Origin of the sequence: Pseudomonas sp. HLMP (genome assembly GCF_046365545.1) — a bacterium.
Lineage (GTDB): Bacteria > Pseudomonadota > Gammaproteobacteria > Pseudomonadales > Pseudomonadaceae > Aquipseudomonas > Aquipseudomonas guariconensis_B.
Window position 1 is genome coordinate 1,365,769 of sequence record NZ_JBDLLR010000001.1, and the last position, 12,024, is coordinate 1,377,792.

12 protein-coding genes are annotated in these 12,024 nt (G+C 66.2%); 8 read left to right on the forward strand and 4 right to left on the reverse strand.

Annotated features, from left to right (window positions below; all coding sequences use genetic code 11):
- Positions 1–409: 409 nt before the first annotated feature.
- A complete protein-coding gene (locus ABFA30_RS06460) occupies positions 410–928 on the forward strand; it encodes a glycine cleavage system protein R (protein WP_225786489.1) in 519 nt (172 codons plus the stop codon).
- A 265-nt stretch (positions 929–1,193) separates the two neighbouring features.
- Here ABFA30_RS06460 and rarD read toward each other — a convergent pair whose 3' ends face one another.
- The 4 genes from rarD to ABFA30_RS06480 all read right to left on the reverse strand — a co-directional run bounded on the left by rarD (position 1,194) and on the right by ABFA30_RS06480 (position 4,853).
- Complete coding sequence (gene rarD, locus ABFA30_RS06465) at positions 1,194–2,081, reverse strand: EamA family transporter RarD (protein ID WP_225786488.1); 888 nt, start codon at positions 2,079–2,081, stop codon at positions 1,194–1,196.
- A gap of 63 nt (positions 2,082–2,144) precedes the next feature.
- Positions 2,145–3,119: a serine/threonine protein kinase gene (locus ABFA30_RS06470; RefSeq protein ID WP_225786487.1), complete on the reverse strand. Its 975-nt coding sequence runs from the start codon at positions 3,117–3,119 to the stop codon at positions 2,145–2,147.
- A 146-nt stretch (positions 3,120–3,265) separates the two neighbouring features.
- Positions 3,266–4,030: a TOBE domain-containing protein gene (locus ABFA30_RS06475; RefSeq protein ID WP_225786486.1), complete on the reverse strand. Its 765-nt coding sequence runs from the start codon at positions 4,028–4,030 to the stop codon at positions 3,266–3,268.
- Between the two features lie 85 nt (positions 4,031–4,115).
- On the reverse strand, positions 4,116–4,853 hold the full coding sequence (locus ABFA30_RS06480) for a ComF family protein (protein ID WP_225786485.1): 738 nt from the start codon (positions 4,851–4,853) through the stop codon (positions 4,116–4,118).
- A gap of 77 nt (positions 4,854–4,930) precedes the next feature.
- Between ABFA30_RS06480 and bioB the strand changes: the two genes are divergently transcribed.
- The 7 genes from bioB (at position 4,931) to ABFA30_RS06515 (ending at position 12,002) form a co-directional block, all read left to right on the forward strand.
- Positions 4,931–5,989, forward strand: coding sequence for a biotin synthase BioB (gene bioB, locus ABFA30_RS06485; RefSeq protein WP_225786484.1), 1,059 nt, complete (start codon positions 4,931–4,933; stop codon positions 5,987–5,989).
- Between the two features lie 2 nt (positions 5,990–5,991).
- On the forward strand, positions 5,992–7,164 hold the full coding sequence (gene bioF / locus ABFA30_RS06490) for an 8-amino-7-oxononanoate synthase (protein ID WP_253090715.1): 1,173 nt from the start codon (positions 5,992–5,994) through the stop codon (positions 7,162–7,164).
- Complete coding sequence (locus tag ABFA30_RS06495; protein ID WP_253090716.1) at positions 7,157–7,888, forward strand: alpha/beta fold hydrolase; 732 nt, start codon at positions 7,157–7,159, stop codon at positions 7,886–7,888. The genes bioF and ABFA30_RS06495 overlap by 8 nt, the downstream gene beginning before the upstream one ends.
- The gene (bioC, locus tag ABFA30_RS06500) at positions 7,881–8,705 is read left to right on the forward strand and encodes a malonyl-ACP O-methyltransferase BioC (RefSeq protein ID WP_253090717.1); all 825 of its coding nucleotides are present in this window, start codon (positions 7,881–7,883) and stop codon (positions 8,703–8,705) included. The genes ABFA30_RS06495 and bioC overlap by 8 nt, the downstream gene beginning before the upstream one ends.
- 1 nt (position 8,706) lies before the next feature.
- Positions 8,707–9,387 carry a dethiobiotin synthase gene (bioD, locus tag ABFA30_RS06505; RefSeq protein WP_225786480.1) on the forward strand — a complete coding sequence of 227 codons (681 nt, stop codon included), beginning with the start codon at positions 8,707–8,709 and terminating at the stop codon, positions 9,385–9,387.
- A gap of 171 nt (positions 9,388–9,558) precedes the next feature.
- Complete coding sequence (locus tag ABFA30_RS06510; protein WP_225786479.1) at positions 9,559–9,855, forward strand: pyrroloquinoline quinone biosynthesis protein PqqE; 297 nt, start codon at positions 9,559–9,561, stop codon at positions 9,853–9,855.
- 341 nt (positions 9,856–10,196) lie between these two features.
- On the forward strand, positions 10,197–12,002 hold the full coding sequence (locus tag ABFA30_RS06515) for a phenylacyl-CoA dehydrogenase (RefSeq protein ID WP_225786478.1): 1,806 nt from the start codon (positions 10,197–10,199) through the stop codon (positions 12,000–12,002).
- Positions 12,003–12,024: the final 22 nt, after the last annotated feature.

Consider the following 12,024-nt stretch of genomic DNA (forward strand, 5'->3'; position numbering starts at 1 on the left):
CTCTAAACACGGCACCAGTACTTGCCCTCGTCGTATAACCCCGAGCGCGGCTGGGTGCGGCCTGCCAGACGGGCCGGCGGGCGGTTGCGTATTTTCACAGGCGCCTTGGCAGACATCCAAACGACGTTTTGTAGTCCGCGCCGGCGCATACTACATGAAGCAGCAGGCAGGTGAAAATCAGACTAAAAGCGTCGCTGTGCGACCAAGAGGCCGCATCGGGTCACGCTGGGAGGCATTATGTTCGCAAAAAACAGGTGGATTGTTCCAGATAAATCTTGAAACAGTACACGATTAGCTGTGCGAACCGCCCTGCGGCAGGTTGCCGCGCCTTGCCTATACTGATTCGATCCCCCGTATTTCGCCGCGCGCGGCGGCGCCGGCGATTGAAAACAGCGTAGAGGAGCGGCCCGTGGACCATCTCGTACTGACAGTGATCGCCCCCGACAAGGCCGGGCAGGTCGAACGCATCGCTCAATGTATCGCCGAGCATAATGGCAACTGGCTGGAGAGTCGCATGTCGCGGATGGCCGGGCAGTTCGCCGGGATCCTGCGGGTGGCGGTGCCGGCCGAATCCTATGACGACCTGGTGGAAGCCCTGCATGGGCTGGCCAGCCATGATATCCGCGTGCTGATCGCCGAAAGTGGCATCGAGCCGTCCTGCACCTGGAAGCCGATCGCCATGGAGCTGGTGGGCAACGACCGGCCGGGCATCGTGCGCGATATTACCCGCTTGCTGGCTGAGCAGGGGGTCAACCTTGAGCGTTTCACCACCGAGGTACGGCCTGCGCCGATGAGCAGCGAGCCGTTGTTCCATGCCGATGCGCTGCTGGCGCTGCCCCTGACGCTGTCGCTGGATGAACTGCAGCAGCGGCTGGAGAGCCTGGCGGATGACCTGATGGTCGAACTGAAGCTGCGGCCGGAGGAATAGTGCATTGTCATCAGGGCCGCTTCGCGTCCCATCGCCGGAAAGCCGGGGAATGGGTTATCCCGGTTTCGCGGGGACGGCGCTGTGGATAACCTGGGGGCGTTCGCCTGCAGCCCAGAAGCGGCGCGGCCTCCCCGGTTTTGAGCAAAAAACGTCCAGAAATCATCCGCTTGTGCACAAAGCACGGGGACGAGGGTGTGGATAACCTTTGGAGACCTTGCTGCAGGCCAAGTATTCCGTGGCCTGCAGAGTTTTGATCGTTTCTTGATCAAGCCCGCTTGCGCAGGCTCAACCAGGCATCGACGCTGTAGATCGCCAGGCCCGCCCAGATGAACATGAAGGCCAGCAAGGTGCTGGACGACAGGTGCTCGCCGAACAGCAACACCGCCTGCAGCAGCACCAGGGTCGGTGCCAGGTATTGCAGGAAGCCCAGGGTGGTATAGGGCAGGTGACGGGCGGCGGCGTTGAAGCACACCAGCGGCACCAGGGTGACCGGGCCTGCAGCCATCAGCCAGAGGGCTTCGCTGCTGGTGTAGAAGTCGCCCTGGGCGCTGCTCGCGGCCGGGTGCAGGAGCAGCCAGCCGGCGGCCAGGGGCACCAGCATCCAGGTTTCCACCACCAGGCCGGGCAGGGCCGCCACCGGCGCCTGCTTGCGGATCAGGCCATAGAAGCCAAACGACAGCGCCAGCACCAGCGATACCCAGGGCAGGCTGCCGACCTGCCAGACCTGCTGGGCCACGCCTACCGCCGCCAGCCCCACCGCCAGCCATTGCAGGCGGCGCAGGCGTTCGCCGAGCAAGAGCATGCCCAGCAGCACGTTGACCAGCGGATTGATGTAGTAGCCCAGGCTGGCTTCGAGCATGCGGCCATTGTTCACGGCCCACACGTAGGTCAGCCAGTTGCCGGCGATCAAGGCGCCGCTCAGGGCCAGGACCGCCAGGCGACGTGGGTTGTCACGCAGTTCGCGCCACCAGCCGGGGTGCTTCCACACCAGCAGCAGGAGCGAGCCAAACAGCGCCGACCAGAGCACCCGATGGACGATGATTTCCACCGCCGGGACGTTCTGGATGGCTTTGAAGTACAAGGGGAACAAACCCCAGATGATATAGGCGCCAAGGCCCAGGATGTACCCGCGACGCGGGTTTGCAGCGTGCATGCAGATTCCTTGCTTAGGTAGCTAAATACAGCATGCCTATTGTAGACAGACCGGCTTGGGGTTCTAGAACAATTTCAGGGGTTCTTCATCCAGGGCGGCGATCTGCTCGCGCAGGGCGAGGATCTGGTCGCCCCAATAGCGTGGCTGGCCGAACCAGGGGAAGCTCGGCGGAAACGCCGGATCGTCCCAGCGCCGGGCCAGCCAGGCGCTGTAGTGCAACTGGCGCAGGGCACGCAGCGGCTCGATCAGGGCCAGCTCGCGCGGGTCGAAGTCGTGGAACTCGTTGTAGCCGTCGATCAGCTCGGCCAACTGGCCCAGGCGCTCCTCGCGGCTACCGGCGAGCATCATCCACAGGTCCTGCACGGCCGGGCCCATGCGGCAGTCGTCCAGGTCGACGATATGGAAGGTTTCGTCGCGGTACATCAGGTTGCCGGGGTGGCAGTCGCCATGCAGGCGGATGACCTGGTGCGGGGTTCGCGCATAGAGGGCCTCGACCCGTTGCAGCAGGTCGCGGGCCACGGACTCGAAGGCCGGCAGCAGGTCTTTTGGGATGAAGTCGCCGGCCAGCAAGGTCTCGAGCGAGGCATGGCCGAAGTTGTCCACCGTCAGGCTTTCGCGGTGCTCGAACGGGCGTGCGGCGCCCACGGCATGCAGACGGCCGAGCAACTGGCCGAGCCGGTAGAGCTGGTCGAGGTTACCGGGCTCTGGCGCGTAGCCGCCCCGGCGTGGGAACAGGGCGAAACGAAAGCCTCGATGTTCGAACAGGCTGCGGCCCTGGTGTTGCAGCGGTGCGACCACGGGGACTTCGCACTCGGCCAGCTCGCTGCTGAAGCGGTGTTCCTCGAGGATCGCGGCATCATCCCAGCGGCCTGGGCGGTAGAACTTGGCGACCAGCGGTTGCTCCCCTTCGATGCCCACCTGGTAGACGCGGTTTTCGTAGCTGTTGAGCGCCAGGACCCGGGCATCGCTGAGAAAGCCCAGGCTTTCCACGGCATCCAGGACCAGGTCGGGGGTGAGGGTATCGAAGGGGTGGGACATGAAGGCTCCAGGGCGCGGACGGCATGGGCGCATGGTAGCGCATTCCAGGCAGGCCATTCGCGGGACAAGCCCAGTGATCTCGAGAGTGGTGCGGTCCCTGTGGGAGCGGGCTTGCCCGCGAACCGGGCGCGCAGCGCACGGCCAGGCTACACGGGCACCCCAAGCAGCACATGGGACGGATGGAACTGCACCCTCACTCCACAACCCTGGCCAACCTTCCTTTGTGCCAGCCAATCCACTTCGGCGAAGGCACACAAGGTCTGCCCATTGCCCAGCGCCAGGCGCACCTCGCTGGGCCCGCCTTGATCCGCCAGCACTTCCTCGACCGTGGCCTTCAGGCAATTGCTGCCAGCCTCGACCTCGTCGGCATCACCGAGCAACTGCACCCAACCGGCCTTGAGCAGGGCCACCACCGTGGTCCCCAGCCCAAGCTCCAGGCGTTCGGTGCTGCCCCGGGTGATCAACGCCTCGATTTCCAGGCCAGCGCCCAGGTCGAGGCTGACGCGGTCATGCCGCCCCTCGCGACGCAGGCCGCTGATCTTCCCCTGCAACTGGTTGCGCGCGCTGGTGCGCAGCATCAGGCGGCCGAGCAGGTCGAGGTCGCTGCTCTCCTCGGCGGCCTCGAGGATTTCCGCTTGCAGGGCCTGCAGGCGCTGGTACAGGCGCAGTACCCGCTCACCTTCGACCGACAGCCGCGCCCCACCGCCGCCGCGGCCCCCGGTGCTGCGCTCCACCAGGGGGCGGCTGGCCAGGTTGTTGAGTTCGTCGATGGCATCCCAGGCGGCCTTGTAGCTGATGCCGGCAGCCTTGGCGGCGCGGGTGATCGAGCCTTGCTCGGCAACGTGCTGCAACAGGGCGATGCGTTGTGGGCGGCGGGCGATGTGCTGGGTGAGCAGGGCGGGTAGGGACATGGGCAGTGCCGGGAACGGATGGCGATGCAGCGACGGTGCCTCCCGCTCCTGGGCAAGTCAAGTTCCGTGCTGCCGGGCAACCCGCTCATGCCTGCCCCGGCTTGGGCGTGCGCGCCAGGCAGTACACATCCACCCGCCGCGCACCGGCCTTGCGCAGCAGGCTCGCCAAGGCCTGGACGGTGGCGCCGGTGGTCAGCACATCGTCGACCAGGGCCAGGTGCTGGCCCTCCACAGCGGCATCTGGGGCGAGTGTGAAGGCTTGGCGCAAGTTGCGCTGGCGTGCCTTGGCGTCCAGGGTCTGCTGTGCAGGTGTCTCGCGCACCCTTCGCAGCAGCTGGTCATCGCTGGGGATGGCCAGTTGCGTGGACAGCCAGCGGGCCAGCATGCCGGCCTGGTTGAAGCCGCGTTGGCGCAGTCGACGCATGCCCAGGGGGACGGGCAACAGCTGGTCAGGCCTTGGCAGGCCCTGGGCGAAGCGGTGCTGCAAGGCATGGCCCAACAATTGGGCCATCAGCCGGCCCAGCGGCCATTGGCTGTGGTGCTTGAAGCGCGCGATCAGGGTGTCGACCGGGAAGCCATAATGCCAGGCCGCCACGGCCTGTTCGAACGCCGGGGGCCTGCGGCTGCATTGGCCGCAGGTCAGGCCGTCCATCGGCAAGGGCAGGGCGCACCGGGTGCAGTGCTCGTCCAGCCAGGGGAGTTCCAGCTCGCAAGCCATGCACAGGGGGTAGGCCTGTGCGGCGGGCTCGTCGCAGAGCAAGCAGTATTGGTTGATATTTGTACACTTGTAAACCAGTGTTTTGAGTGGTGGTTGACAGTCCATGGGCCTTCCGTGACTATGCGGGCTATCCGTGATGCGCCTGTCCCGGCGCCAGTCAGAGCCTAAACAAGGAAACGCCGATGAGCGCCAGCACAACTGCAACAACACGTCACGACTGGACCCTGGCCGAGGTCAAGGCGCTGTTCCAGCAACCGTTCAACGACCTGCTGTTCCAGGCGCAGACCGTGCACCGCGCGCACTTCGACCCCAACCGCGTGCAGGTTTCCACCCTGCTGTCGATCAAGACCGGCGCCTGCCCGGAAGATTGCAAATATTGTCCGCAGTCCGGCCACTACAACACCGGGCTGGAAAAACAGAAGCTGATGGAAGTGCAGAAAGTGCTGGAGGAGGCCGCCCGGGCCAAGGCCATCGGTTCGACCCGCTTCTGCATGGGCGCGGCCTGGAAGCACCCCTCGGCCAAGGACATGCCCTACGTGCTGGAGATGGTCAAAGGGGTCAAGGCCATGGGCCTGGAGACCTGCATGACCCTCGGCCGCCTCGACCGCGAGCAGACCCAGGCCCTGGCCGAGGCCGGGCTGGACTACTACAACCACAACCTCGACACCTCGCCGGAGTTCTACGGCAACATCATCACCACCCGCACCTACGGCGAGCGCCTGCAGACCCTGGCCTATGTGCGCGATGCCGGCATGAAAATCTGCTCCGGCGGCATCCTCGGCATGGGCGAGTCGCTCGATGACCGTGCCGGCCTGCTGATCCAGCTGGCCAACCTGCCCGAGCACCCCGAGTCGGTGCCGATCAACATGCTGGTCAAGGTCGCCGGCACGCCGTTGGCCGACGAGGAAGACGTGGACCCGTTCGACTTCATCCGCATGCTGGCGGTGGCGCGGATCCTCATGCCCAAGTCCCATGTGCGCCTGTCCGCTGGCCGCGAGCAGATGAACGAGCAGATGCAGGCCCTGGCCTTCATGGCCGGCGCCAATTCGATCTTCTACGGCGAGAAGCTGCTGACCACCGCCAACCCCCAGGCCGACAAGGACATGCAACTGTTCGCCCGCCTCGGTATCCAGCCGCAGGCGCGCGAAGAGCACGCCGACGAAGTGCACCAGGCGGCCATCGAGCAGGCGCTGGTCGAGCAGCGTAGCAGCGAGCTCTTCTACAACGCCGCGTCGGCCTGAACATGGCCTTCGACCTGGCGGCGCGCCTGGCCGAACGGCGCGCCGCGGACCTGTACCGGCAGCGGCCGCTACTGCAAAGCCCCCAGGGGCCGGAGGTGGTGGTCGATGGGCAGCGGCTGCTGGCCTTCTGCAGTAACGACTACCTGGGCCTGGCCAACCACCCGCAGGTTATCGCCGCCTGGCGCGCCGGAGCCGAGCGCTGGGGCGTCGGTGGCGGTGCCTCGCACCTGGTGATCGGCCACAGCGCGCCGCACCATGCGCTGGAAGAGGCGCTCGCCGAGTTGACCGGGCGTCCACGGGCGTTGCTGTTTTCCACAGGCTACATGGCCAACCTCGGCGCCATCACCGCGCTGGTGGGGCAGGGCGACAGCGTGCTGCAGGACCGCCTCAACCATGCCTCGCTGCTCGACGGTGGGCTGCTCAGTGGTGCGCGCTTCAGCCGTTACCTGCACAACGACCCGGCCAGCCTGGCCAGCCGCCTGGACAAGGCCAGCGGCGATACCCTGGTGGTCACCGACGGGGTCTTCAGCATGGATGGCGACCTGGCCGACCTGCCGGCTCTGGCCGCGGTCGCCCGGGCCCGTGGCGCCTGGCTGATGGTCGATGACGCCCATGGCCTGGGCACCCTTGGCGCCAACGGTGGCGGAGTCGTCGAGCATTTCGGCCTGGGACTGGACGACGTGCCGGTATTGATCGGCACCCTCGGCAAGGCCTGCGGCACCGCGGGTGCCTTCGTGGCCGGCAGCGAGGCGCTGATCGAGGCCCTGGTGCAGTTCGCCAGACCGTATATCTACACCACCAGCCAGCCACCGGCGCTGGCCTGTGCCACGCTCAAGAGCCTGGAGCTGTTGCGCCGTGAAACCTGGCGGCGCGAGCACCTGGCTGCCCTGGTCAGCCAGTTCCGCCGGGGCGCCGAGCAGATCGGCCTCGAATTGATGGACAGCCAGACGCCGATCCAGCCCATCCTGGTTGGCGACAGTGCACGGGCCCTGCGCCTGTCGCAGATGTTGCGCGAGCGAGGGCTGTTGGTCACCGCGATCCGTCCGCCGACCGTGCCGGCCGGTGCCGCCCGTCTGCGCGTGACCCTGAGCGCGGCGCACAGTGAGGCTCAGGTCCAGCTATTGTTGAATGCATTGGCAGAATGCTATCCATCGTTGGAGTCCGCCGATGCGTAACCGACTGATCCTCCTGCCCGGCTGGGGGCTGGGCACTGCCTCGCTGGAACCGCTGGCCGCAAGCCTGCGGGCCCAGGACTCGCGCCTGCAGGTCGAGCTGATGCCGCTGCCGGAGCTGGCCGAGGCCAATGTCCAGGCCTGGGTCGAGTACCTCGACCGCAAGCTGCCCAACGACACCTGGCTGGGCGGCTGGTCGCTCGGCGGCATGCTCGCCAGCTTGCTTGCGCACAAGCGCGGCGACCACTGTTGCGGCCTGCTGACCTTGGCCAGCAACCCCAGCTTCGTCTGCCGGCCGGATTGGCCCCACGGCATGGCGGTGGACACCTTCGGTACCTTTCTCGACGGTTGCCGCAGCCATCCCCAGGTGACCCTCAAGCGCTTTCGTACCCTATGCAGCGAAGGCGCACAGATGCCGCGCACCCTGCTGCGCCAGTTGGGTGTCGGTGTGCCGGACACCGACCCGCTGTACCTGGCCACTGGCCTGGAGCTCTTGGCCAGCCTCGATACACGCACTGCCCTGGAGCACTACGGCGGGCCCCAGTTGCACCTGTTCGCCGGCAGCGATGCGCTGGTCCCGGCGGAGGTGGCCAAGGCCCTGAGCGAACTGCTGCCGGACGTGGAAGTCGGCCTGGTCGAAGACAGTTCCCACGCCTTCCTGCTGGAATACCCACAGGAGCTGGCGGCGGGCATCAAGAGTTTCCTGCATGAGAGTGGCGATGACTGACCTTTCCCGTCCGAACCTGCCCGGCACGCTGCCGGACAAGCGCCAGGTGGCGGCCTCGTTCTCCCGCGCGGCGGCCAGCTATGACAGCGTGGCGGCCCTGCAGCGGGCTGTGGGCCTGGCCCTGCTCGACCGGTTGCCGGACGACCTGGCACCGTCGCACTGGCTCGACCTGGGCAGTGGCACGGGCCACTTCAGCCGTGCCCTGGCCGAGCGCTTCGACACGGCGACCGGCGTGGCGGTGGACATTGCCGAAGGCATGTTGCGCCATGCCCGTGAGCAGGGCGGCGCCGGCTATCACGTGGCAGGCGACGCCGAGCGCCTGCCGTTGCGCGATGAAAGCGTCGACCTGGTGTTCTCCAGCCTGGCGGTGCAATGGTGCGGCCAGTTCGCCAGTGTGCTGGGTGAGGCGCGGCGGGTGCTGCGCCCGGGTGGCGTGCTGGCCTTCAGCAGCTTGTGCGTCGGTACCCTCGACGAGCTGCGCGCCAGTTGGCAGGCCGTGGATGGCCTGGTCCACGTCAATCGCTTCCGGTGTTTCGAGGACTACCAGCGGCTGTGTGGCGAGAGCGGGTTGCGGGTGCTTGGCCTGGAGCGGCGCCCTCAGGTACTGCACTACCCGGACGTGCGCAGCCTGACCCACGAACTCAAGGCCCTGGGGGCGCACAACCTCAATCCCGGCCGGCCGTCCGGGCTGACCGGGCGGGCGCGGATGCAGGGCCTGCTGCAGGCCTATGAGCGCTTCCGCCAGCCCGAAGGCCTGCCAGCCACCTACCAGGTGGTCTATGGCGTGTTGCGCAAACCCATGGCAGACGAGGCGTGAGATGAGCCAGGCCTATTTCATCGCGGGCACCGACACCGATGTAGGCAAGACTACCATCGCCGCTGGATTGCTCCACGCGGCGCGGTCGCAGGGCCTGAGCACCCTGGGCGCCAAGCCGGTGGCCTCCGGCTGCACCTTGGGCGCCAAAGGCTTGCGCAATGCCGATGCCCTGGCGCTGATCGCGGAAAGTTCGGTGAAGCTGCCCTACGAGCAGGTCAATCCATTCGCCTTCGAGCCGGCGATCGCCCCGCACGTGGCGGCGCGGGAGGCCGGGGTGAGCCTGGAGGTGTCGACGCTGCTGGCCGCCATGCAGCAGGTGTTGGCCCAGGGCGCCGACTTCACCTTGGTGGAAGGCGCGGGGGGCTGGCGGGTGCCGTTGTCGGGCCAGGCCAACCTGTCGGACCTGGCGATCGCCTTGAAGCTGCCGGTGATCTTGGTGGTGGGGGTGCGCCTGGGGTGCATCAACCATGCCCTGCTCAGCGCCGAGGCCATTGCGCGCGATGGGCTGCAGTTGGCCGGCTGGGTGGCCAACATCGTCGATCCGCGTACCTCACGGCTGGAGGAGAACCTCGCCAGCTTGGCCGAGCGGCTGCCAGCACCTTGCCTGGGGCGGGTGCCGAGGCTGAAGGTGGCCAGTGCCGACGCGGTGGCGGCGCATCTGCAGCTGGATTTGCTGGATTAGCCCTATTGGGGCCGCGCAGCGGCCCCAGCGTGTGTCAACCCCACTGGAGGGCCAGGAATATTGCCGGTCTATTGGATGGCACTAGGCTATTAGTCATTTAAACGGGCCTTTTTACCCCTCAACTGCTTTAATGAGGCCTGTTTCATCATCCCGCGTCCTCGGAGTCCTGACATGGAAATCACCGGTAGCTCTGCCTATTACGCAGGCCTTGGCGCCATCCAGGCCGGCCAGCAGCGCATCGACCCGGCCGCCAGCCAGATCGCCAACGGCACCGTAGAGCGTGCCGCCACCAGTCAGACCAGCGACTATCAGGCCGAACGCCTGCGTGCGGTCGACCGCAGCCAGCAGATGGACCTGGCCACCAGCACCGTGCAACTGGCGCTGGGCAAGCATGAAGTCGAACTGGGCGTGAAAGTCGCCAAGGCTTCGGACGAAATGCTCGGTCGGTTCATCGACACCTACGCCTGACTTGCCTTTCCCTGGGCTGCCGCCCATCGCCGGCAAGCCGGCTCCCCAAAGCCTTGGCATGACACAGGATGCGTGCCCCTGTCGGGGCGCCGAACCGCCGCGAATGCGCCCGCCCAGACAACGCCGTTGCCAAGTCGCTCTCCCCGCAGCGGGAAACACAAGGCGCTCGTGCAGCCGATTGGCGTGTATGCCATGTTTCGCGGCATGAATGGCACCATAGTCCATCCTTGACATTGCCCGGAGCTAAACGTAAGTTTCAAACAACTGTTTGACCGAAAGCCGGCAAGAGCTGGTCGGTACCAGCGGTCTCCCCACCGGACTCATCACAGAGGTTCATCGCTATGCCTGATTACAAAGCCCCCTTGCGTGATATTCGCTTCGTTCGCGACGAGCTGCTCGGCTTTGAAGCGCACTATCAGAGCCTGCCGGGCTGCCAGGACGCCACGCCCGACATGGTCGACGCGATCCTCGAGGAAGGCGCGAAGTTCTGTGAGCAGGTACTGGCTCCGCTGAACCGTGTCGGCGACCAGGAAGGCTGCACCTGGAGCGAGTCGGGCGTGAAGACCCCTACTGGCTTCAAGGAAGCCTACAAGCAGTTCGTCGAAGGCGGCTGGCCGAGCCTGGCCCATGACGTCGAGCACGGCGGCCAGGGCCTGCCGGAGTCCCTGGGCCTGGCCATCAGCGAGATGGTCGGCGAGGCGAACTGGTCCTGGGGCATGTACCCGGGCCTGTCCCACGGAGCCATGAACACCCTGTCGGCCCACGGCACCGCCGAGCAGCAGCACACCTACCTGAGCAAGCTGGTGACTGGCGAGTGGACCGGCACCATGTGCCTGACCGAGCCACACTGCGGCACCGACCTGGGCATGCTGCGCACCAAGGCCGAGCCCCAGGCCGATGGTTCCTACAAGGTTTCCGGCACCAAGATCTTCATCTCCGCCGGCGAGCACGACATGGCCGACAACATCGTCCATATCGTCCTGGCCCGCCTGCCCGATGCCCCGGCCGGCACCAAGGGCATCTCGCTGTTCATCGTGCCCAAGTTCCTGCCCAACGCCGAAGGTGGCGTGGGTGAGCGCAACGCCGTGTCCTGCGGCTCCATCGAGCACAAGATGGGCATCCACGGCAACGCCACCTGCGTGATGAACTTCGACGGCGCCACCGGCTTCTTGATCGGCCCTGCCAACAAGGGCCTGAACTGCATGTTCACCTTCATGAACACCGCCCGCCTGGGCACCGCGCTGCAGGGCCTGGCCCATGCCGAGGTGGCCTTCCAGGGTGGCCTGAAGTATGCCCGCGAGCGCCTGCAGATGCGTTCCCTGACCGGCCCGAAGGCGCCGGACAAGGCCGCCGACCCGATCATCGTGCACCCGGACGTGCGGCGCATGCTGCTGACCATGAAGGCCTTCGCCGAAGGCAACCGCGCCATGGTCTATTTCACCGCCAAGCAGGTGGACATCGTCAAGTACAGCCAGGACGAAGAGGCTCGTAAGAAGGCCGACGCCCTGCTGGCCTTCATGACCCCGATCGCCAAGGCCTTCATGACCGAGGTCGGCTTCGAGGCCGCCAACCATGGCGTGCAGATCTACGGCGGCCATGGCTTCATCGCCGAGTGGGGCATGGAGCAGAACGTGCGCGACAGCCGTATCTCCATGCTGTACGAAGGCACCACCGGCATCCAGGCCCTGGACCTGCTCGGCCGCAAGGTGCTGATGACCCAGGGCGAGGCGCTCAAGGGCTTCACCAAGATCGTCCACAAGTTCTGCCAGGCCCAGGAAGGCAACGAGGCCATCAAGGCGTTCGTCGAGCCGTTGGCTGCGCTGAACAAGGAGTGGGGCGAGCTGACCATGAAGATCGGCATGGCGGCGATGAAGGACCGCGAGGAAGTCGGTGCCGCCTCGGTGGACTACCTGATGTACTCCGGTTACGCCTGCCTGGCCTACTTCTGGGCCGACATCGCCCGCCTGGCCGCCGAGAAACTGGCCGCCGGCACCAGCGAGGAGGCGTTCTACACCGCCAAGCTGCAGACTGCACGCTTCTACTACCAGCGCATCCTGCCGCGCACCCGCGCCCATGTGGCGGCGATCCTGTCCGGTGCCGACAACCTGATGGCCATGAAGGAAGAAGACTTCGGTCTGTCCTGCTAAGCCAACCGGCTGTAGAGAAAAA